Annotated in this window: 10 protein-coding genes and 1 pseudogene; 4 read left to right on the top strand and 7 right to left on the bottom strand. The window is 69.2% G+C overall.

Features of this window, described 5'->3' with window-relative positions:
* The first annotated feature begins 148 nt into the window (after positions 1–148).
* From ACFUN8_RS23890 to ACFUN8_RS23880, 3 genes are all read left to right on the top strand, one after another.
* On the top strand, positions 149–2,365 hold the full coding sequence (locus tag ACFUN8_RS23890) for an MMPL family transporter (RefSeq protein WP_383641114.1): 2,217 nt from the start codon (positions 149–151) through the stop codon (positions 2,363–2,365).
* Positions 2,366–2,619: 254 nt separating this feature from the next.
* The gene (locus ACFUN8_RS23885; RefSeq protein WP_383641111.1) at positions 2,620–3,933 is read left to right on the top strand and encodes a sensor histidine kinase; all 1,314 of its coding nucleotides are present in this window, start codon (positions 2,620–2,622) and stop codon (positions 3,931–3,933) included.
* Positions 3,934–4,009: 76 nt separating this feature from the next.
* On the top strand, positions 4,010–4,666 hold the full coding sequence (locus ACFUN8_RS23880) for a response regulator (RefSeq protein WP_383641108.1): 657 nt from the start codon (positions 4,010–4,012) through the stop codon (positions 4,664–4,666).
* Positions 4,667–4,831: 165 nt separating this feature from the next.
* Here ACFUN8_RS23880 and ACFUN8_RS23875 read toward each other — a convergent pair whose 3' ends face one another.
* Complete coding sequence (locus ACFUN8_RS23875; protein ID WP_383641105.1) at positions 4,832–5,596, bottom strand: thioesterase II family protein; 765 nt, start codon at positions 5,594–5,596, stop codon at positions 4,832–4,834.
* Positions 5,597–5,706: 110 nt separating this feature from the next.
* On the opposite strand from ACFUN8_RS23875, the gene ACFUN8_RS23870 reads away from it, so the two are divergent.
* Positions 5,707–5,916, top strand: a complete 210-nt coding sequence (locus ACFUN8_RS23870; RefSeq protein ID WP_383641102.1) for a DUF5988 family protein — start codon at positions 5,707–5,709, stop codon at positions 5,914–5,916.
* 48 nt (positions 5,917–5,964) lie between these two features.
* Here ACFUN8_RS23870 and ACFUN8_RS23865 read toward each other — a convergent pair whose 3' ends face one another.
* The 6 genes and pseudogenes from ACFUN8_RS23865 to ACFUN8_RS23840 all read right to left on the bottom strand — a co-directional run.
* Positions 5,965–7,053 carry an alpha/beta hydrolase gene (locus ACFUN8_RS23865; RefSeq protein WP_383641099.1) on the bottom strand — a complete coding sequence of 363 codons (1,089 nt, stop codon included), beginning with the start codon at positions 7,051–7,053 and terminating at the stop codon, positions 5,965–5,967.
* A gap of 3 nt (positions 7,054–7,056) precedes the next feature.
* Entirely contained in the window at positions 7,057–7,959 is a 903-nt protein-coding gene (locus ACFUN8_RS23860; RefSeq protein ID WP_383641096.1) for a 2-oxo acid dehydrogenase subunit E2, read from the bottom strand.
* A gap of 4 nt (positions 7,960–7,963) precedes the next feature.
* Positions 7,964–8,530: a hypothetical protein gene (locus ACFUN8_RS23855; protein ID WP_383641093.1), complete on the bottom strand. Its 567-nt coding sequence runs from the start codon at positions 8,528–8,530 to the stop codon at positions 7,964–7,966.
* A 190-nt stretch (positions 8,531–8,720) separates the two neighbouring features.
* A pseudogene (locus ACFUN8_RS23850) lies at positions 8,721–13,868 on the bottom strand (beta-ketoacyl synthase N-terminal-like domain-containing protein); the annotation flags it as partial.
* A 107-nt stretch (positions 13,869–13,975) separates the two neighbouring features.
* Entirely contained in the window at positions 13,976–20,596 is a 6,621-nt protein-coding gene (locus tag ACFUN8_RS23845; protein ID WP_383641090.1) for an SDR family NAD(P)-dependent oxidoreductase, read from the bottom strand.
* A 71-nt stretch (positions 20,597–20,667) separates the two neighbouring features.
* A partial coding sequence (locus ACFUN8_RS23840) for a type I polyketide synthase (protein WP_383641087.1) occupies positions 20,668–23,116 on the bottom strand: 2,449 nt, incomplete at its 5' end.

Below are 23,116 nucleotides of genomic sequence, written 5' to 3'. Positions count from 1 at the left end.
AGGAGCGGCGGGCGGCACTGCGGTACCGCCGTCGGCGCTCCTATTCGCCTCCGTGGACCCAAGGGAAGGCGGAGAAGCGTACCTAGCGTGAGGTGCGGGTCGGATCACGGCCCTGTCCCGTCCGCCGTACGCTTCCCGGGAGTTCTCCGTGGCCACGTTCCTCTACCGGCTCGGCCGGTTCTCATTCCGGCGACGAAGGCTCGTCCTCGCGCTGTGGATAGCCGTCCTGGCCGTCGTCGGCATCGGAGCCATGGGGGTGTCCAGCAAGACGACGGACACCTTCAGCATTCCCGGCACCCAGTCCCAGCGGGCGCTTGACCTGCTGAACGAGGAGTTCGCGCAGGCCTCCGCCGACGGGGCCACGGCACGGGTGGTCTTCGAGGCGCCTGAGGGGCGGAAGTTGACCTCCGGCGCCCAAAAGGCCGAGGTCAAGGCTCTGGTCGCCTATCTCGGCAAGGCCCATCAGGTGAAGACGGTGGCCGATCCGTACACCGGTGGCACCGTCAGTGAGGACGGCACGATCGGCTACGCGCAGGTGACCTACGCGGTCGGCGACAGCGACGTCAGCGACCGGGCCCGCGCGGACCTGGAGGACATCGCCGCGCAGGGCGAGCGGGCCGGCCTCGCGGTCAGCATGGGTGGTTCGGCCGTCGTCGAGCAGGCCCACCAGAGTACGACCGAGCTGATCGGCATCCTCATCGCCGCCGTCGTCCTGGTCATCACCTTCGGCTCGCTGGTCGCGGCCGGACTGCCGCTGCTGACCGCGCTGTTCGGGGTCGGTCTGGCCGTCCTCTCGATCACTCTCGCCAGTTCGGTGGTCGACCTCAGCTCCAACACGAGCACGCTGGCACTGATGCTGGGTCTGGCGGTGGCCATCGACTACGCCCTGTTCATCGTCTCCCGCTACCGGGGGGAGCTGAAGGAGGGCCGTACGCCGGAGGAGGCCGCCGGGCGGGCGCTGGGCACGGCCGGTTCGGCGGTCGTGTTCGCCGGGCTCACCGTGGTCATCGCGCTGGCCGGGCTCAGCGTCATCGGTATCAAGATCCTCACCGACATCGGGCTGGGCGCCGCGTTCGCCGTGGTCGTCGCCGTCGTCGTCGCCCTCACCCTGCTGCCCGCGATACTCGGCTTCGCCGGCCCCCGGATCGCGACCGGGAAGCTCACCTCGCGCCGGATGCGGGCCGTCGAGCGCGGGGAGCGCGAACCCATGGGTGTGCGCTGGTCGAGGTTTGTCCTGCGCCATCCGGTGAAGGTTCTCGTCACCTCGGTCGCCGGTCTGCTGCTGCTCGCCACCCCGGCCCTGTCGCTCGAACTGGGCATGCCCGGCGACGAGTCGGCCACCCCCGGCAGCACCCAGCGCATCGCCTACGACACCATCGCCGACGGCTTCGGCCCCGGTTACAACGGCCCGCTGTCGGTCGTGGTCGACGCTCGTGGCAGCGCCGACCCCAAAGCCGCGGCGGACGAGGCGGTGGCCCTGCTCGGCTCCCTTCCCGATGTCGCTTCGGTGAGCCCCGCCACCTTCAACCAGGCCGGTGACGTGGCGCTGATCCGCGCCGTCCCGGCCTCCGCGCCCAGCAGCGAGAAGACGGTCGGCCTCGTCTCCGACATCCGCGACCGGAGCGGTGACCTGCGGGACGACACGGGCGCCGAGTTGATGGTCACCGGTCCCACCGCCCTCAACATCGACATCTCCGACAAGCTGAGCGACGCCCTGGTTCCGTATCTGTGCGTGGTCGTGGGCCTGGCGCTGATCCTGCTGATGCTGGTGTTCCGCTCGGTCCTGATCCCGCTGAAGGCGGCGGCCGGCTTCCTGCTCAGCATCCTCGCGACCCTCGGTGTCGTCGTCGCGGTCTTTCAGAAGGGCTGGTTCGCGGGCGTCCTGGGGGTCGAGCAGACCGGGCCGGTCGTGAGCATCCTGCCGATCTTCATGATCGGTGTGGTGTTCGGCCTCGCCATGGACTACCAGGTCTTCCTGGTGACCCGGATGCGGGAGGAGTACGTCCACGGGGCCGAGCCGAAGGAAGCGGTCGTCGCCGGCTTCCGGCACGGGGCCCGGGTGGTCACGGCTGCCGCGGTCATCATGATCGCGGTGTTCTCCGGGTTCATCTTCAGCGACACCGCGATCATCAAGTCCATGGGACTGGGACTGGCCGCCGCCGTGCTCTTCGACGCGTTCGTGGTGCGGATGACCATCGTGCCCGCGGTCATGGCGCTGCTCGGCCACCGCGCCTGGGCGCTGCCCAGCCGGCTGGACCGGCTGCTGCCCGACATGGACGTGGAGGGCGAGAAGCTGCGGCTTCTGCTGGACGAGTCGTCGCGGGGCGCGACGGAGTCGGAGCGCGTGCCCATCGGGAAGGGCTGACCCGGTCGGCCGTACGATCCGGGCAGGGCGTACGGCCTGCGGACCGGCTGCCAGGGGCAGGGCATACGGTTCGGAGACCACCGCCCGTCGGAGCTACGGCGTGGTGCCGAAGACCACCCGTCCGTCCCAGCTACGGCGTAGGCCCGAAGACCACCCGCCCGCGGCCGGCACCGCCGCCGTGACCAACCGCTCCGCCCGCCGGTCCACTCCCCCGAGGACCGGCGGGCGGTCCCCGTACCGAGAGGGCGTACGACGTGACCACATCCACCACGGCCGAGGCGTCGGGCTCCCTGTTCGCGCCCGAGGCGCTGCTGGACGGGGCGGGGCCGCGCTCAGACGTCCTGATCGTGCGCATGCTCAGGCGGACCATGGACGCGGACCGGAACAGTCCGTGGTTCAGGCGCCTGGGCGTGCCGCTGTTCTGTGTACTGATCGGCATCCCGGCCCTGCAGAACGCGGACCAGGGCCGGGGACCCGGCGTCGCGGGACTTCTCGTTCTGATGGCCGCCTTCTGTATCCCGTTGGTGTGGCGGCAGCAGCGGCCCATCCTGATCTTCGGCCTCACCTCGGCCGTCTCCGCGCTGAGCCTTGCCCTGGACGCCAACACAGGGTCCGAGAGCGCGCGCATCGTGGCGCTGCTGAATGTGGGCCGCGCCGGCCGGCCCGTGCAACTCGCCGTCTGTCTGGGGATCGCCGTCGCACAGACGGCCGTGTCCGTCGCCGTCCGCGACGACGGACAGGGGATGGCCCTCCAGACCTGGGTGCTGGCCCTCGTCCAGGCGGCCCTTGTGGCGGCCGTCGCCGCCGCGGGCCTGGTCGCCCGGGTCATCAACGCGTACATCAGGGCCCTGCACGAACGCGCCGTACGCCTGGAGGTGGAGCGTGACCAGCGGGCGCGGCTCGCCGTCGCCGCCGAACGCGCGCGGGTCGCCCGCGAGATGCACGACATCCTCGGCCACACCCTGGCCGTCATCGTCGGTCTCGCGAGCGGCGCCGCCGGACTGACCGAGACGAAGCCGCAACGGGGTGCCGAGACCCTGCGCATCATCGCCGACAGCGGCCGGGGCGCCCTGTCGGAACTGCGTCGTCTGCTCGCCGTCATCGGCGAGGACGACCGGACCGCCGCCGAGGGCACGCCGCTCGCCCCCCAGCCGGGCTTCAACGATCTGGGCCCGTTGCTGGAGCGGGTCGGCGACGCAGGCCCGGCCGTCACCCTTCGTACCGAAGGCGACCGGACGGACCTGCCGCCCGGCCTCCAGCTCGCCGTGTACCGCGTCGTCCAGGAGGCCCTGACGAACACCCTCAAGCACGCGGCGGCCGACACGGCCGTCCAGGTGACGATCACCGCCGACAACACCGCCGTACATCTCACGGTCGAGGACACCGGGCCTGCCCGCAGCCCCGGGTCCAACGACGAAGGCCGCGGCCTGGTCAGCATGCGCGAGCGGGCCGCCCTGTACGGCGGAAGCGTGACCGCGGGGCCCAACGACCGCGGCGGCTGGACCGTCCGGGCCCGCTTCATGATCGAGACCGGCTCCGCACCACCCACCCCCCAGCGTCCCGCTTGATCCGCATGATCCGCATGACCCGCATGACCCCCACGGCACCCACGGCACCCACGGCACCCACGGAGAGACGTCCCGTATGACCACCGTCCTCATCGTCGACGACCAGGCCCTCCAGCGGCTCGGCTTCAGCATGCTCTTGGAGCAGCACCCCGATCTGACCGTGGTCGGCGAGGCCACGCACGGCGCCGAAGCGGTACGCAAGGCCGCCGAACTGCGCCCCGACGTCGTACTGATGGACGTCCGCATGCCCGGCATGGACGGCATCGAGGCCACGCGCCGCATCGTGCAGTCCGGGGGCCGCTCGCGCGTTCTCGTCCTGACCACCTTCGACCTGGACGAGTACGCGTACGCGGCGCTGCGCGCCGGAGCCAGCGGCTTCCTCCTGAAGGACGCCCTGCCCGACGAGTTCATCGCGGGCGTCCGGGCGGTGGCCGCCGGGGACGCCGTCATCGCACCCGGGCTGACCCGTAAGCTCCTCGACGCCTTCGCCGACCGTATGCCGGGCCGGACCGTCGAACAGGAACGCCGGCTCAGTGCCCTGACCGAACGCGAACGCGAGGTCCTCACGGCGATGGCCGGCGGCTGGAGCAACACCGAGATCGCCGAGCGCCTCTCGCTCGCCGAGTCGACGGTCAAGTCGCATGTGAGCCGGGTACTCGCGAAGATCGGCGCCCGCGACCGGGTGCAGGCGGTGATCTTCGCCTACGACGCCGGCCTGGTCCGACCGGCGTGAGCGGCACCGCGCCGGGTGAGACGGTGTTCGGCATCGTGAAGGCGGGCGCGGACGCGGAAAGCCCTGCCCGGGGCTTCGCTGCCTCTGGTGACGAAATCCTGAGGAGGTCAGTCCTCCCGCCCGCAAGCCCCGTACCGAACCACCAACGGCAATATCTGTCAGGTGTCAGCCGACGGAACCGAGTTGGGCCGTGATGTGGTCCGCCGTCTCGTTCAGATGGTTCGTCAGGTAGAAGTGGTCGCCGCCCCGCACCGTGTAGATGTCGAGGGGCCCGGTGGTGTGTTCGCCCCATGCCTCGGCCTCCGCCGGGGTCACCCGGGGGTCGCGGTCGCCGATCAGGACGGTGATGGGGATTCCGAGCGGCGGCGTGTGCGGGGCGCAGCGGTAGCGTTCGATGGCGCGGTAGTCGGCGCGGCATACCGGCAGGACCATGGCCAGCACGTCCGGGTCGGTGAGCAGCGTCGCCGCGGTGCCGCCCAAGGTCGTGATTTCGGCGACCAGTCCCGCGTCGTCGAGCAGGTGGACCCGTTCGTCGCGTCTGCGGGACGGGGCGCGGCGGGCCGAGGCGAAGAGGATGGAGGGCTGTGGGGCGCCCGCCGCCTGCAGTCGCCTGGCCACTTCGAAGGCCACGATGGCGCCCATGCTGTGGCCGAAGAACGCGTACGGGGCGTCGGTGAAGGGCAGGACCGCCGCGGTGGCCCGGTCGGCGAGGGTCTGGATGTCCGTCAGCAGAGGCTCGTGTCTGCGGTCCTGACGCCCGGGGTACTGGACGGCCAGTACTTCGGTGCCGGGTCGCAGTCGCCTGGCCATCGGGTGGAAGAAGCTTGCGGCGCCGCCGGCGTGGGGAAAGCAGAACAGGCGCGTCGACGCGTCGGGGGCGGGACTCGGTCGCCGTATCCAGATATCACTGTCGACGGTCACTTTCGACATCATGGTCCCCTTATTCGGAATCATGGCACGGTTTTATCGGTGCTTTAGAGGCGGCTTCGACAATCGATGCGACCTGGGCAATGAGGCTCCTGACGGAAGGGCAGATGTTTATGAGTCGTATTCCCAATGTGGTCCTGCATGGCGGTCCCGCCATTCCGGACCGTGAGCGCGTCAGGTACGTTGAGGACATCACTGAGCGGTTCAAGCTCTTCCGCGGCAACCGGTACGAACACTTCGATCCCACCGGCGAGACTTCGCCGCATCTCGGCGAGGATCTTCTGGTATTCACCTGGATCCAGTCCACGTTCGTCGCGGAATAGACCATGAAGAACGGTAAGGGCCGGCGGACCCTTACCGTTCTTCGTCGGTCATGCGCGCGACAGTTTCCCGCGCAGCCGCATCAGTCCGAGCAGCAGTCCGGTCAGCGCCCGCTGCGGATTGCGGGCGCCGCTCATGCGCAGCAGGGAGTTGGGCACCCAGAGCCGGATCTCGTTCGCGTGGCTCGGTGAGCCGTGGACGTCGTCGTACTCGTTGAGCGAGAGATTCCGTACGTGCTCCCGCAGCTGCCGTACGTCGCCCGGCGGAATGATCTCGTCGCGTTTGCTCGCCGTGTAATACACCGGGAATTTCAGCGACTTCAGCAGTGCCGCGTCCAGTGCCCAGTCATGGAACAGGTCCGGCAACGAGCCGACCGGGACACCGGTCAGATGGCCGAGTGTGTCCAGCGTGACCCGGGGCAGCCGTCCGAACCATTCCCGGTCCGTGAAGAAGTCGCTGACCGGCGCGCCGATCGTCACCACTCCCCGGAGCCGGTCGTCCGTGGCACCCCAGCGCAGCGCGAGATGCCCGCTGAAGCTCAGGCACGCCGCGTACGTGCGTGACACGTCGGCGCGATCGGCCACGGCGTCGAGGATGGCCGGGAGCATCTCCCAGCTGTCGCGCTCGTACAGCAGGGAGTTCTCCCCGACGCCAGGCATCTCGGTGACGACCACGGCCATGCCCAGCCGCTCGAACAGCGGCAGGATCGACGCCCACTGTTCCTTGATGCTGACGATCCCGCCCATCAGGATGACCAGCGGCTTCGGAGACGTACGGGACATTCCGCTCGCCCAGCAGCCGATGCGCCCCTTGGGAAGCTCGATGTCGAGCCGCTCCACCGTCGGATACGCCTCCTGCCATCGGCCGAGGGAGCCGACGCAGTTGGTGAGTGCCTCCTGCCGGGCCGGCCCGTCGACGAAGGGGAAGCGGGCCATGTTGAAGCAGCGCGCCGCCTCCAGGTGCTCGCCGGTCCTCGCCAGTTCGGTTCCCGCCACGGACCATTCGACGGCCCAGGAGCCGGACTGTCCCTCGTCGTCGTGGCGGATCCGGTCGAGGACGGCGCGGTAGCGCTCCTCCGGCATCGCCTGGGCCTGCGCGTGCGCGACCACGAACTGCTTCAGCTCTTCGATGTCGTTCATCGCTCACCCTTCTCTTACTCGTGCCGCGGGAGCGGACGCGGCGGTGGGAGCGGCGGCGGAAGTGGAAGCGGAGATGGACGCGGACGCGGAGGTGGAGGTGGACGCGGAGGTGGACGCGCCGGAGGGGACAGCAGCGGCGAGAGGCGGGGCGAACGGGGGTACGGACTCCAGCGCCTCCTTCGTCTCGGTGAGCACGTCCGCCGCCTCCGCGCCGTCGATGACCCGGTGGTCGAAGGCGAGGCTCAGCCTCATGACGGGCGCGATGGTCACCCTTCCGTCGCGGACCACCGGACGGTCGAGGACACGGCCCACGCCGAACGTCACCGCGGTGCCGCCGACCGACTGGAATCCGTCCACCGCTCTGTGCCCCAGCGAGGTCACCGCGAAGGTGCCCATCCGGGTCTGCCGGCTGCCCAGGGGCCGGGTGGCGCGGTGGAACAGGAATCTGGCGAGCCAGGGCGGCAGCTTCTGCAGTTTCCGCAGCGCCTCGAACTCGGGCATGGTCTCCGGGTTTCCGTCCCGGAAGTGCTCGATCTGCCGCTGGATGTCGTCGAGTTCCGCCCGTTGGAGCGAGGTCAGCACCGTGGACAGCACGGCCCGCTGCCCCTCGATCGTCTTGTCGAAAGTGACCTTGCCGTTGACGTCGTCGTACTCCGCGATCCGGGGCCTTGCCCGGCCGTGGATCGCCGCGTTGGCCTGGGGATGCCGGGCGAGCACCCTGGCGGCGGAGTGCAGGACGTAGCTGACGACGCCGTACCTGCGGCCCGCTTCCTTGGCGGCGCCGCGGTGCTCGCGTACCCGCGTCATGTCCACCTCGGTGTCGAGGAAGACGGGCGCGAATCCGGCGATCTCCTCCAGGAAGTAGATCGTGTGCCTGCGCTGCCGCGCCAGGGGTTCGCCCTTCACGGGATCAGCCGCACAGCTTCAGATCGAGGCTGACACGGGTGTCGAAGTCCGGCGGCGACTGGAGCAGCGTCCACTTGAGGGTGCCCGTCTTGCCGGCGTACGCGCCGGAGGTGCCCTTGACGTGGAAGGTGGCCTCGGCGCCCGCGAACATCTCCGTACGGTTCACCAGACCGACACCGGTGAGGTTCCCTTCGGGGAGTTCCACGGTGTGGTTGTACGTGGTGATGAGGTCACCGTCGGCGGCCCTCCTGACGGCGTTCACATAGCCGACGGCGTGCCCGACCTCTTTGTCGTTCTCGTCGAAGATGAGGTCGTCGTAGATGAGCGCTTCGCCGACGTTCTGCACCGGATAGGGATTGGCGGGGCCGATGCGGAAGTGCTGCATCGTCTCCTCGGTCCAGCCTTCGAGGCTGGTCACACACTTCTTCTTCGAATGCGGCCGCGCCTTGGCCGCGTCGCCGCCTTCGGATTCGCTGGCGTAGGTCGAGCCGGAAATGCCTATGGCGAGTCCGGTCACGACGGTCGCGGCCAGCGTGGCGCGTACCCACGGCTTGTTCAGAAGGTGCGGCATTTTCTTCCTTTCGGCTGAGGCCGCGCGTATGCGCGGCCCGGTCGGAAATCCTGGTCCGGTCTTGGAGTTCCTGGTCCCGGTCTCGGAGTTCGTGGTCTCGGAGTTCGTAGTCTCGGAGTTCGTAGTCTCGGAGTTCGTAGTCCCGGTCTCTGAGTTCCTGGTCATGGTCAATCGGCCGGCTAAGCGTCCTCTAAAGCGCGCGGTCGCCGGCCGCTTCCAGTTCGGAGCAGAGATGGCCGACGAGGGAGACCGGTGTCGGATGGTCGAAGACGATGACCGGCGGGAGTTCGAGTCCGGTGACCGTGCAGAGCATGTTGCGCAGTTCGAGTCCGGTGAACGAGGAGAAGCCGAGTTCGAGGAACGAGAGGGAGTTGTCGATGTCGTCGGGTGAGGTGTGGCCGAGCACTTCGGCCGCAGCCGCGCACACGACGTCGAGGAGCAACCCCGACTGCTCCTCGGTGCTGAGGCCGGCCAGTCGGCGCCGCAACTCGGCGGGTCCTCCGCCGTCCGTACCCGCCGCCGCGCCAGCCGCGTCCGCCCCGTCCGCGCCGTCCGCCTGATACGGTCCGGCGGTCAACAGCGGCCGGATCTCGGGGAGTTCGCTGAGCAGCGCACCGTACGCGCTGGTGTCCGTACCGAGACCGGCGAAGAGCTCCCAGTCCGCGTCGACCACGGCGAGGGACGCCCCGTCGCCCTCGTCGAACCGCGACAGCAGCGCCACGGCGCGGCCAGGCTCGCCCGCGCGCAGTCCGGTGACATCCGGTCCGGTGGAGCCGCTCTCGGGCGCCGGACCGGGTCCGAAGGACACGACGGTGGCGGGCAGCCCTTCGGCCCGTCGGCGCAGCGCCAGTGACTCCAGGCAGGCGTGCACGGCGGCCGCCGTGGCATGACCGGGGGTGCCGACAGCCGCTTGGAAGGAGCTGAAGAGGAGAAATCCGTCGACGGTACGGTCCCGGGTGAGCTCGTCCAGCGCACGCACACCCGCGACGATGTCGCTCACCGTTCGCGCGGCGGCGGTGGGATCGGCATCGGCGATGCTGCCCCCGAGCCCGGCCGGCAGACTGTAGAGCACGCGGAGCGGGTGTGTGCCGGGTATCGCGTCGAGTACGCCCGCCAGCCCGTGACGGTCCGTCAGGTCGCATCCGACGATCTCGACGGTGGCTCCGAAGGCGGTGAGTTCGGCCTCCAGTACGCGCACCGCGTCGCCCGAACGGCCGTCGTCGGGCACGGCCAGGATCAGCCGGTCGCAGCCCTCGTCGACGAACTGCCGTACCGCGTGGGCGACATACGGGGTGACGGGTCCGGCGACGAGTACCGCACCGGGGCGGCCGGTTTCGGTGGCTTTCCCCTCGGTGAGGGTCGCCCGGCGGAGCCGGAGTCCGTACGTCCCGGTCGCGCGCACCGCGACCTGGCGCTCGGCGCGATCCGTGCGCGGCTGGGAGAGGACACGGGCGAGCCGCTCGGCTGTGCTCGTGTCGGTGTCGGTGTCGGCTGTGCTGGTGGCCGCCGTATCGGTGTCGGCTGTGCCGGCTGCAGCTGTGCCGAATCCGGTGGGCAGGTCGGCCAGGCCGCCCCAGCGGGTGGGGTGTTCAGTGGCGAGGGATCGTCCGAGGCCCCACAGCGGCGCTTGTCCGGTTGCCGGTGCGGCGGTGGGCGCGGCGGTGGGGTCATCGGGCCCTACGGCGGCCGCGTCGTGGGTCTGGGTCAGGCACCACAGCGGCGCCTCGATGCCGGCGTCGCCGAGGGCCTGCGCCAGTGCGAGTGTCAGGGCGAACGACGCGGTCGGGAAAGCGTCCGTGCCGGAGGCCGAGGTGTCGGGGGTCGGCGCGGTGTCGGACGCCGGCGCGGGGTCGGACGCCGGCGCGGGGTCGGACGCCGGCGCGGGGTCGGACGCCGGCGCGGTGTCGGACGCCGGCGCGGTGTCGGCCAGGGAGAGCAGGGAGAGCACGCCGACGGCAGACCGGGGGTCGGCGCCCGCGGATCTGATCCGGTCCAGCACGGCGAACCGGTCCGTGTCCGCCGTCTCGACGGGCACTGCCAGGGCAGTGGCCCCGTACCGGGTCAGCATCTGCCGGACTGCGGCGACGGCGGGGTCGCCGGTGTGCCCGGCGGGTACGGCGAGCAGCCATTCGCCGGAGAGTGACGGCTCGCCCCGGCCTGCGGGCAGTCGCTTCCAGCCGGTGCGGTGTCCCCACGAGCTCTGTCTGCGCCAGCCGTCGAGCGCGGGAAGGACGGCGCGCAGCGCCTTCATCTGCGTGTTGTCTAGGCGTAGTTCGGTGGCCAGGGTGGCGAGGTCGCCGTTGCCGACCGCCGCCCAGAATCCGCGCTCCTGCACGGACGGGGCCGTACCGGACGTCTCGGCGGCGGCGTCGGTCCGGCGCTCCCGGGAGGCCGGGCCGTCCGTGTCGAGCCAGTAGCGGCGGCGTTGGAAGGCGTACGTCGGCAGGTCGACGGGCTGCTGTCGCGCGCCGCGTTCGGTCAGCAGGCTCGGCCAGGCGACCGTGGCGCCGGACACCCAGAGCTGCGCGAGGGCGGCGGCGAAGGTGCGTTCCTCGGAGCGGTCGCCGCGGCATGCAGGCACCAGCACTGCGGGCTCGGTGGTGAGGCATTCCCGGGCCATGCCGCTCAGTACGGCGTCGGGGCCGAGTTCCACGAACCGGGTGACGCCTGCGGCTTCGAGGCTGCGTATGCCGTCGTGGAAGCGTACGGCGCCGCGGACATGGCCGACCCAGTAGTCGGGGGAGGCCAGTTGCTCGGCGGTGACCCGCTCGCCGGTGACGTTGGAGATGAGCGGGATCGTCGGGGCGGCGTAGCGCAGGCCGGTGGCGGCTTCCCGGAATTCGGCGAGCACGCCGTCCATGTGGGGTGAGTGGAAGGCGTGGCTGGTGCGCAGACGCTTGGTCTTGATTCCGTCGGCGCGCCAGGTCCCGGCGACGGCCCGTACCGCGTCGGCGTCCCCCGAGATGACCGTGGAGGACGGGCCGTTGACGGCGGCCACCGACACCCGGCCCGCGTACTCCGCGAGGGTTTTCTGGACGTCGGCCTCCGGGGCCCGTACGGAGACCATGGAGCCATCGCTGTCGGCGGACTGCATGAGCCGTCCGCGGGCGGCGACCAGGGCGCAGGCGTCGGGGAGGGGGAGGACGCCTGCGGCGTGCGCGGCGGCCAGTTCCCCGATGGAGTGCCCGAGCACGAAGTCCGGTCGTACGCCGAAGGATTCCATCAGCCGGAACAGTGCGGTCTCGACGGCGAAAAGGGCGGGCTGCGCGTAGCGGGTCTGGTCGAGGAGGGCGCCGTCCTCGGAGCGCGCGCCGGCGAACACGACGTCGCGCAGCGGGCGGTCCAGGTGAGGGTCGAAGTGGGTGCAGGCGGCGTCGAACGCCTCGGCGTACGTGGGGAACGTCTCGTACAGTCCCCGTCCCATGCCGAGGCGCTGGCTGCCCTGACCGGTGAACAGGAAGGCGGTCCTGCCGCCCCTGGACACGCCGGCGCCGCCTTGGGCGATGTCCGGTGAGGAGCCGCCCTGGGCCAGGGTCCGCAGGCTGCGCAGGAATCCGGCGCGGTCGTCGTCCAGGACGACGGCACGGTGGGTGAAGGCGGTGCGGGTGGTGGCGAGGGCGTGGCCGATGCTTGCCGGGTCCGCGTCGGCGAGCGAGCCGGAGTCGTCGGTCAGTTCTTCGTGCAGGCGCGCGGCCTGGGCCCGCAGGGCGGCCGGGGATTTGGCGGACAGCAGCCAGGGGACGGTGCCGGGGTGGGGCGGGGCGGCCGTCCCGGGCTCCTCGCGGGGCTGCTGGCCGGGCTTCTCGCTGTTCGCCTCGCCGTTCGCTTCCCCATGCGCTTCGTCATTCGCCTCGGAGTCCGTCTTGAGGTCCGTCTTGGGGTCCGGTTCGGGGGCGGCCTCGCGGCCAGCGTCGCGGTACGACTCGTGGTGCGACTCGGCGGTGGCTTGCGCCGCCGGTGCGTCCTCGATGATGACGTGGGCGTTGGTGCCGCTGATGCCGAAGGAGGAGACGCCGGCACGGCGCGGGTGCTGGTCGTCGGTCCAGGGAAGGTGCTCGGTGAGGAGTTCCACGGCTCCCGCCGACCAGTCGACCATCGGGGACGGCGCGTCGATGTGCAGGGATTTCGGGAGCGTGCCCGCCCGCATGGCCATGACCATCTTGATGATGCCGGCGACGCCTGCGGCGGCCTGGGTGTGACCGATGTTCGACTTGACCGATCCGAGGTGGAGGGGCCGGCCGGGCAGGCGGTGCTTGCCGTATGCGGTGAGGAGCGCCTGCGCTTCGATGGGGTCGCCGAGGGTGGTGCCGGTGCCGTGGGCTTCGACCACGTCGACTTCGGCAGGGGTGAGGCCGGCGTCGGCGAGGGCCTGGCGGATGACGCGTTCCTGGGAGGGACCGTTGGGCGCGGTGAGGCCGTTGCTCGCTCCGTCCTGGTTGACGGCCGAGCCGGCGACGACGGCGAGGATCCGGTGCCCGTTGTGTTCGGCGTCGGAGAGCCGCTCCAGTACGAGGAGGCCCGCGCCCTCGGCGAAGCCGGTCCCGTTCGACTGCGCGGCGAAGGGCTTGCAGCGGCCGTCGGCGGAGAGTCCGCGCTGGCGGCTGAACTCGATGAACAGGGCGGGGCTGGCCATGATGGTCACTCCCCCGGCCAACGCGAGGTCGCATTCGCCTCTACGGAGGGCCTGCGCGGCGAGATGCAGGGCGACGAGCGAGGACGAGCAGGCCGTGTCGACAGACACGGCCGGACCTTCCAGGCCCATGGTGTACGAGATACGTCCTGACGCGACACTGTTCGTGCTGGCGCTTCCCATGAACGCCTCGAATTCGGCTGGGAGTTGGGCGAGCCGCCCGACGTAGTCGCCGTAGGCGACGCCCGCGTAGACACCGGTGCGGGTGCCGCGCAGTGAGTCGGGGGCGATGCCGGCGCGCTCGAATGCCTCCCACGCGGTCTCCAGCAGCAGACGCTGCTGCGGGTCGGTCGCGATGGCCTCGCGGGGGCTGATACCGAAGAAGGAGGCGTCGAAGTCGCCTGCGTCGTAAAGGAAGCCGCCTTCGGCGACGTAGGAGGTGCCGGTCTGCTCCGGGTCCTGGTGGTAGAGGCCGTCCAGGTCCCAGCCCCGGTCCTCGGGGAACGCCGCGATGGCGTCCTCGCCCTTCTCGACGAGCCGCCACAGGTCTTCCGGCGAGGTGACGCCACCCGGATAGCGGCAGGCCATGCCCACGATGGCGACCGGCTCGTCCTGCGCCGACTCGGCGTCCGCGAGCTGCTGCTTCGTCTGCTTCAGCTCGGCCGTGACCCATTTCAGGTATTCGACGAGTTTGGCGTCTTCCGCTTCCGACATCTGATGACCCCCTTCAGGAGCTGCGGTGTTCGTGGACTCTGGTGACCGTTACCGGCACGGGCGCTGGCACTGGCACTGGCGCGGGCACTGGCGCGACGGGGTCACTTGGCCCCTCGGCCCAACTCGTTGTCGATGAACTGGAAGAGTTCGCTGGCGCTCACATCCGCGAAGTCCTCCTTGGGTTCTGTCTCTTGCCCTGCCTGCTGCCGTGTGCCGGCCCGTACTCGTGACTGTGCTTGTGACTTGGCGGCGGAGCTGTCCTCGCCGCCCGGGGACCAACGCCTGAGCATGGACTTCAGATGGCCGGCGACGCTGATGCGTGCGTTCTCGTCATCGACAAGCGCGGTGAACTGGGCTTCGAGGCGCTGGAGTTCGGCGAGCATCGCGGCTGTGGTATCCACCGCTTGGGGTGCGAGTTGGGTGTGGATGTGGTCGGCGAGGGCGGTCGGGGTGGGATGGTCGAAGATCAGCGTCGCGGGCAGCCGTAGCCCCGTCTCCGCGTTGAGACGGTTACGAAGCTCGACCGCGGTCAGCGAGTCGAAGCCCAGCTCCTTGAACGCCGCGTCCACCACCACCTGCCCGGCGCTGCCGTGTCCGAGCACCGCGGCCACCTGGCCCCGTACCAGATCCAGCACCAGCTCCCCACGCTCATTGGCCTGGACGCGCGACAGCCGCTCCTCCCAGCCGCCACCGCCGACGCCTGCCGTCACCGCCGACACCGACCGCAGCCCCGAACCCACCACCGGACCGGACCCGGCCAGCCCCGCGAACAACGCCGGCACCCGGCCACCCCGCGCCACCGTCCTGCGCAACACCCCCACATTCAGCTTCACCGGCACCACGACCGGCTCCTCACCCCGCCACGCCCGGTCGAACAGCCCCAGCCCCTCAACCGACGACAACGCACCAAGACCGCTGCGCTCCAGACGGCCCAGATCGCCCTCCGACAAGTGACCGGTCATCCCACTCGCCTCGGCCCACAAACCCCACGCCAACGACACACCCGACAAACCGAGCGAACGCCGATACCTCACCAGCCCATCCACATACGCATTCGCCGCCGCATAATTCCCCTGACCCGCATTCCCCAACACACCAGCCGCCGACGAGAAAACCACAAACACCGACAGATCCAAATCCCGCGTCAACTCATGCAAATACCACGCCGCATCCGCCTTCACGCCCAGGACAGAGTTCAGTTGTCCTGGAGTGAGGGTGGCGAGGAGTCCGTCGTCGAGTACGCCTGCCGCGTGGACAACGGCGGTGAGCGGGTGAGCCACGGGAATGGATCCGAGTAGTTCAGTCAATGACTGACGGTCGCTCACATCGCATGCTGCCAGGGTGACTTCGGCGCCCAGTTCGCGAAGTTCGCCGACGAGCGCTGCGACACCTTCTGCGTCCGGTCCACGCCGACTGGCGAGGAGGAGATGACGTGCGCCGTGTTCGGTGACGAGGTGGCGGGCGACCAGGCCACCGAGCGCACCCGTGCCGCCAGTGATCAGTACGGTGCCCGAGTCCCCCGCCCACGGCGCAGGCACGGACAGCACGACCTTCCCCACATGCCGGGCCTGACTCATGAACCGCAACGCCTCACCCGCCCGCCGCACATCCCACACCGACACCGGCAACGGCCGCAGCACACCACGCCCACACAACTCACCAAGCTCAGCCAACATCTCCCCGATACGAACCGGACCAGCCTCCAGCAGATCGAACGCCTGATAGGCAATGCCTTCGTACTTCCTGGAGATATCTTCCTGGTCGCGGATATCCGCCTTTCCCATTTCGATGAATCGGCCGCCGGGCTGCTGCAAACGCAGTGACGCGTCCACGAACTCCCCCGTCAGGGAATTCAGCACCACATCCACACCATGACCACCGAGTTCCGAACGGAACCGCTCCTCGAACTCCAGACTCCGCGAATCACCGATCCGCCCCTCCGACAAACCACGCGACCGCAACACACCCCACTTCGGCACACTCGCCGTCGCAAACACATCCACCTTCCAATGCGCCGCCAACTGCATCGCCGCCGAACCCACACCACCAGCAGCCGCATGCACCAGAACCGACTCACCCCCACGCACACCAGCCAAATCCCGCAACCCGTAAAACGCCGTCAAAAACACCACCGGAAACGACGCAGCCTCAGCAAAAGACCAACCCGACGGAATATCCGTCACCAGCCGGCGATCGACCACAGCGAGCGGGCCGGCGCCTTCCGACAGCAAGCCCATGACCCGGTCACCGACCGCCAGATCCGTCACATCCGAACCCAACTCGACTACGACACCGGCTCCTTCGATGCCCATCTGAGCCTCGCCGGGGTAGGTGCCGAGAGCGATGAGCACGTCACGGAAGTTCAGCCCGGCGGCGCGTACGGCGACACGCACCTCGCCAGGTGTGAGCGGGCGCTCGGCTGCTTCGGGGTGCGCGGCAAGGGTGACGTTCTCCAACGTTCCGGCCGTGGTGACATCGAGCCGCCACGGAGCGGGGGCCTCGGCCGGGCCGGGGAGCTCAAGAGGGGCGGGCGCCGCCTGGGTCAGCCGGGCGGCGTACAGGACGCCCCGTCGCACGGCGACCTGCGTCTCAGTGCCGGCCAGCACGGTCGCCACGACTGTCCCGATGTCGTCGGCGCCGTCCAGGTCGAGGAGTACGAGGCGGTCCGGGTTCTCCGACTGTGCCGTACGGACGAGCCCCCAGACCGTCGAGCCGAGGACGTCGTTCGGGGTATCGCCCCGCTGGATCTCCACGGCCCCGTCGGTGACGACGACCAGCTTGGTGTCCGCCCACTTCTCGTCGGCCAGCCACTGCTGGAGCACTTGCACCAGATGCCAGGTCGCCTGGTGCACGGCCGGCACCGGCTCGGCGGTGCTACCGGTCCCCGTGCCGAGCCGACCCAGTACGCCGGGCAGGAACACCGCGCTCGGCAGAGGTCCGTCGGCGGCTGCGAGGGCGTCAAGCGTCTCGTACGCCGGCAGCCCGTCGACACCAAGTGAAGCGCGGAGGCGTTGGGCCACCGACTCGTCGTGCGCGCCGAGGACGGCCCACGGGGCCGGTCCGGTGGAGGAGGTCTGCGGGAGCGGGATTGGGGTCCAGTTGAGGGTGTAGAGGTGGTTGGTTTGGGTGGTGGTGAGGGGGTGGGGGGTGGTGGGTCGGGTGGTGAGGGTGGTGGTGAGGAGGGGTTGGTTGGTGTTGGTGGTGAGGTGGAGGGTGTGGGTGTTGTTGTGGGTGGTGAGGTGGGCGCGGGCGTGGGTGGCGTGGGTGGCGTGGGGGTGGGTGTGGGTGAAGGTGAACGGGAGGTGGAGTTCGGTGTTGTCGGTGTTGGTGGTGAGGAGTGCGGTGTGGAGGGCTGCGTCGAGGAGGGCTGGGTGGATGGTGTGGCCGGTGGTGTCGGTGTTCTCGGGGAGGGTGATGTCGGCGTAGAGGTCGGTTCCGTGTTTCCAGGCGGTGGTGAGGCCCTGGAAGGTTGGGCCGTAGTGGTAGCCGCGTGCGTGCAGGTCCTCGTAGAGGTTGGTGATGTCGACCGGTTCGGCGCCGGCGGGGGGCCAGGTGGTGGGCGGCGCCGGCAGGACAGGCTTGTCCTGGGTGAGGGTGCCGTCGGCGTGCTGGACCCACTCGGCCTCGGTGTCCACGCCGTCGTCCCTGCGGGTGTGGATGGTGAGGGTGCGGGTTCCGTCGTGGGCGGGTTCAAGAGTGACGTGGAGTTGGCGGGGTGTGTGCTCGTCGAGGATCAGGGGTGCGTGGAGGGTGAGTTCGGTGAGGTGGGGGTGGCCGGTGTGGAGTCCTGCGTGCAGGGCGAGGTCGACAAGGGCGGCGCCGGGCAGGAGGACGGTGCCGGCCACGGCATGATCGGCAAGCCACGGATGCGTGCCAAGGGAGAGCCGGCCGGTGAAGAGGGTGGTGGTGTCGGCGAGGTCGATCCGCGCCCCGAGCAGCGCATGCTCACTCCCTGACTGGCCCAGAGACGTCGCGTCCTGGAGGCGTGTCGGGGCCTTCAGCCAGTACGACTCGCGCTGGAACGGATACGTCGGCAGATCAACCGCTTGTTGCGTCTCAGGGAGGAAGCGTGTCCAGTTGATGGGGGTGCCGGTGGTGTGCGCGTGGGCGGCCGAGGTGAGGAGCTGGGTCAGCGTGCCTTGCTGCCGGCGGAGGGTGCCGATGACGGTGGCGGGTGTTTCCGTGGTGTCGGTGGTGTCCTGGATGCCGATGGTCAGGACCGGATGCGGGCTGGACTCGATGAACAGGCGGTAGCCGTCGGCGAGGAGCGTGCGGGTGGTGGTCTCGAACCGGACCGTCCCGCGCAGATTCTGATACCAGTACGTGGCGTCCATCGTGGTGGTGTCGGTGACACGCTCACCCGTGACCGTCGAGTAGAACGCGATGTCCGTCACCGCCTGCGGCGTGACCGGGGCCAGCAACTCGGCGAGCGTGTCCTGGAGTTGGTCGATGTGAGGGGTGTGGGAGGCGTAGTCGACATCGATACGCCGCGCTCTGATGTCCTGTGCCTGATACCAGTCCAGAATGATTTCGAGGGCCGTGACGTCGCCGGCGATGACGGTGGATGCAGGCCCGTTGATGGTGGCGATGGTGAGGGTGGGGGCGTGGGTGTCGAGGTGGGCCTGGACCTCCGCCGCGGGCAGCGGCACGGAAACCATCCCGCCGGTGCCGGCCAGCACGGTCAGGGCCTTCGACCGCAGCGCGGTGATACGGGCGCCGTCCTCAAGGGTCAGGATCCCCGCGACCGTGGCCGCCGCGATCTCGCCCTGGGAATGACCGACGACCGCATCCGGGACCACTCCGAGGTCCGCCCAGGCGGCGGCGAGTGACACCATCACCGCCCAGAGGACGGGCTGGACGACATCGACCCGCTCAAGTGACGCCGTGTCATCGGCTTCGTTGAGGACATCCCACAGACCCCAGTCCGTGAACTCCTCCAGCGCCACCGCACATTCGTCCAAACGCTCCCTGAACACGGGCAGTTCGGCAGCGAGTTCCACCGCCATTCCCGCCCACTGCGACCCCTGCCCCGGGAACACCAGCACCGTCCGCCCCGTGCCGGACGCGACCTGACCCGACACCACGAACGGCGACGGCTCACCCGCCGCCAAAGCCCGAGCCCCCGCCAGCAACTCCTCCACCGACCCACCAATCAGCACCGCACGATGGTCGAACTGGGCCCGGGACGATACCAACGCCCGCCCTACTGCCACCGGATCAGCCCCCGCAACCGCCGACAACCGCCCCGCCTGCGCCCCCAACGCCACAGCCGACTTCCCCGACACCACCCACGGCACAACACCCAACTCCCCCGACCCCGCGACACCCGCCCCCAGCGCCGGCGCCTCCTCCACAATCACATGGGCATTCGTGCCGCTGATGCCGAAGGAGGAGATGCCCGCCCGACGTGGATGATGGTCGTTCAACCAAGGGCGTGCCTCGGTCAGGATCTCGACGGCTCCCGCCGTCCAGTCGACGTGCCTCGACGGCGTGTCCACATGCAGCGACTGCGGCAGCACCCCGGCCTGCATCGCCATCACCATCTTGATGGTGCTGGCCATACCTGCGGCGGCCTGAGTGTGGCCGATGTTCGACTTGATGGATCCCAGATACAGCGGACGGTTGTCGGGGCGGTTCTGTCCGTACGTCGCAAGCAGTGCCTGCGCCTCGATCGGATCGCCGAGGGTGGTGCCGGTGCCATGGGCCTCGACCGCGTCGACCTCTGCCGCAGTCAGTCCCGCCCCAGCCAGCGCCTGGCGGATGACGCGTTCCTGGGAAGGACCGTTGGGCGCGGTGAGGCCGTTGCTCGCACCATCCTGGTTGATGGCAGAGCCGCGTATCACGGCCAGAATCCGGTGACCGTTGCGTTGGGCGTCTGACAGGCGCTCCAACACGAGAAAGCCCACGCCTTCCGCGAAACCCGTACCGTCTGCCGCATCCGCGAACGGCTTGCAACGACCGTCCACCGCCAGACCCCGCTGCCGACTGAACTCCACGAACAGACCCGGCGACGACATGACCGTCACCCCACCCGCCAGCGCCAGCGTGCTCTCACCCTGACGCAGCGACTGCGCCGCCATGTGCAACGCCACCAACGACGACGAACACGCCGTATCCACCGACACCGCCGGACCCTCAAGACCCAACGAATACGAGATACGACCCGACGCGACGCTCGTCGTCGTACCGGTTCCCATGTAGCCCTCGTACTCCGAACCCGACGCGCCGGCCGGCTTGCCGTACGCCTGCGCGATGGCGCCGACGAACACGCCGGTCTTGCTGCCACGCAGCGAGTCGGGGTTGAATCCGGCGCGCTCGATCGATTCCCAGGCCGTCTCCAGCAGCAGCCGCTGCTGCGGGTCCATCGCCGTAGCCTCGCGCGGGTGGGTCCCGAAGAACGCGGCGTCGAACTGATCCGCGTCGTGCAGGAATCCGCCCTGCCGGGAATAGGTCGTCCCCATGTGCTCGGGGTCCGGGTCGTAAAGCCCTTCCAGGTCCCAGCCGCGATTGGTGGGGAACCCGGAAATGGCGTCCGTGCCTTCCGCGACCAACTGCCACAGGTCCTCCGGCGAAGACACCCCGCCCGGGAAGCGGCAAGCCATCCCCACGATGGCTATCGGCTCGCCGTTCTTCTCCTCCACTTCCCGAATGCGCCGATTGGCCTGGCGCAGATCAGATGTGGCCCGCTTGAGATAGTCACGGAGCTTGTCTTCATTACTCATTTGACATACACCTCTTGCCGGGGGCGACGTTCCATTGCCGTCAACGGGGGACAGAACACGACTGTGGTGAATCAGGATGCTCCGAGCTCACTGTCGAGCGCTTCGAAGAGTTCGTCGTCACTTGCTTCCTCGAAACTCTCGGGAGAAGCGTCGGAAACGCCGTCCTCACGGATTCCGTTCCACTTCCTCATGAGGCTGTTCAAGCGCTCATTGATGGCGTCGTGCGAAGTGGTGAGGTCGGCGAGGGAGGCAAGTTCGGACTCCATTCGCTCCAGTTCCGCCAGCAGTTGCTCCGACGGATCCTTCTCGGCCGGTGCGAGTTGGGTGTGGATGTGGTCGGCCAGGGCGGTCGGGGTGGGATGGTCGAAGATCAGCGTCGCGGGCAGCCGTAGCCCCGTCTCCGCGTTGAGACGGTTACGAAGCTCGACCGCGGTCAGCGAGTCGAAGCCCAGCTCCTTGAACGCCGCGTCGACCACGACCTGCCCGGCGCTGCCGTGTCCGAGCACCGCGGCCACCTGGCCCCGTACCAGATCCAGCACCAGTTCCCCACGCTCATTGGCCTGGACGCGCGACAGCCGCTCCTCCCAGCCGCCACCGCCGACGCCAGCCGTCACCGCCGACACCGACCGCAGCCCCGAACCCACCACCGGACCGGACCCGGCCAGCCCCGCGAACAACGCCGGCACCCGCCCACCCCGCGCCACCGTCCGCCGCAACACCCCCACATCCAGCTTCACCGGCACCACCACCGGCTCCTCACCCCGCCACGCCCGGTCGAACAACCCCAGCCCCTCGACCGACGACAACGCACCAAGACCGCTGCGCTCCAGACGGCCCAGATCGCCCTCCGACAAGTGACCGGTCATCCCACTCGCCTCGGCCCACAAGCCCCACGCCAACGACACACCCGACAAGCCGAGCGAACGCCGATACCGCACCAGCCCATCCACATACGCATTCGCCGCCGCATAATTCCCCTGCCCCGCATTCCCCAACACACCAGCCGCCGACGAGAACACCACAAACACCGACAGATCCAAATCCCGCGTCAACTCATGCAAATACCACGCCGCATCCGCCTTCGGGCGGAGTACCGAGTCGAATTGCTCGGGGGTCAGCGCCTCGATCGTCGCGTCATCCAGTACACCGGCGGCGTGCACGACACCGGTGAGCGGAGCGTTCGTCGGTACCGAGTCCAATGCTTTGGCGACTCCGGCGCGTTCACTCACATCGCAGGCAACCACCTGTACTTCGGCGCCCAGTTCTTCGAGCTGTTCGACCAACTCCGTTGCTCCCGGGGCCTCCAGACCTCGACGGCTGGTCAGAACGAGGCTGCGTGCGCCGTGTTCGGTGACGAGGTGGCGGGCGACCAGGCCACCGAGCGCACCCGTGCCGCCAGTGATCAGTACGGTGCCCGACTCACCCGCCCACGGCGCAGGCACGGACAGCACGACCTTCCCCACATGCCGGGCCTGACTCATGAACCGCAACGCCTCACCCGCCCGCCGCACATCCCACACCGACACCGGCAACGGCCGCAGCACACCACGCCCACACAACTCACCAAGCTCAGCCAACATCTCCCCAATACGAACCGGACCAGCCTCCATCAAGTCGAATGCCGTGTACCGCACTCCGTCGTACTGGTCGGCGATCTGCTGCGGATCGCGTATCTCGGTCCGTCCCATTTCGATGAATCGGCCGCCGGGCTGCTGCAAACGCAGTGACGCGTCCACGAACTCCCCCGTCAGGGAATTCAGCACCACATCCACACCACGACCGCCGAGCTCCGAACGGAACCGCTCCTCGAACTCCAGACTCCGCGAATCACCGATCCGCCCCTCCGACAAACCACGCGACCGCAACACACCCCACTTCGGCACACTCGCCGTCGCAAACACATCCACCCCCCAATACGCCGCCAACTGCATCGCCGCCGAACCCACACCACCAGCAGCCGCATGCACCAGAACCGACTCACCCCCACGCACACCAGCCAAATCCCGCAACCCGTAAAACGCCGTCAAAAACACCACCGGGAACGACGCAGCCTCAGCAAAAGACCAACCCGACGGAATATCCGTCACCAGCCGGCGATCGACCACAGCGAGCGGGCCGGCGCCTTCCGACAGCAGACCCATAACCCGGTCACCGACCGCCAGATCCGTCACATCCGAACCCAACTCCACCACCACACCCGCGCCTTCGGCTGCCGTCCCCCGGTCGCTCTCGATCATGCCGAGAGCCACCAGGACGTCGCGAAAGTTCAGGCCACCGGCGCGTACGGCAACGCGTACCTCACCGGGTGCGAGCGGACGAAGAGCCTCGGGGTTGGGCACGAGTGACAGATCGTCGAGAGAGCCACCCCCAGGCATCAGCTTCCACGCCGCTTCCCCGTCGGGGATGGTCAGCACCTCACTGGTGGTGGTGGGGGTGAGGTGGGGGGTGTGGGGGGTGCCGTGGTGGAGGGTGATTTGGGGGTGGTTGTGGGTGAGGGCGGTGGTGATGGTGGGGGTGAGG

Source organism: Streptomyces sp. NPDC057307, assembly GCF_042667665.1.
Classification (GTDB): Bacteria; Actinomycetota; Actinomycetes; order Streptomycetales; family Streptomycetaceae; genus Streptomyces.
This window is presented reverse-complemented; position numbering and strand designations above follow the sequence as displayed.

Coding starts and splice junctions, on each gene's coding strand:
- ACFUN8_RS23880 (WP_383641108.1), top strand. CDS start 4,010: ATGACCACCGTCCTCATCGTCGACGACCAGGCCCTCCAGCGGCTCGGC.
- ACFUN8_RS23865 (WP_383641099.1), bottom strand. CDS start 7,053: ATGAACGACATCGAAGAGCTGAAGCAGTTCGTGGTCGCGCACGCGCAG.
- ACFUN8_RS23870 (WP_383641102.1), top strand. CDS start 5,707: ATGAGTCGTATTCCCAATGTGGTCCTGCATGGCGGTCCCGCCATTCCG.
- ACFUN8_RS23855 (WP_383641093.1), bottom strand. CDS start 8,530: ATGCCGCACCTTCTGAACAAGCCGTGGGTACGCGCCACGCTGGCCGCG.
- ACFUN8_RS23845 (WP_383641090.1), bottom strand. CDS start 20,596: ATGAGTAATGAAGACAAGCTCCGTGACTATCTCAAGCGGGCCACATCT.
- ACFUN8_RS23875 (WP_383641105.1), bottom strand. CDS start 5,596: ATGTCGAAAGTGACCGTCGACAGTGATATCTGGATACGGCGACCGAGT.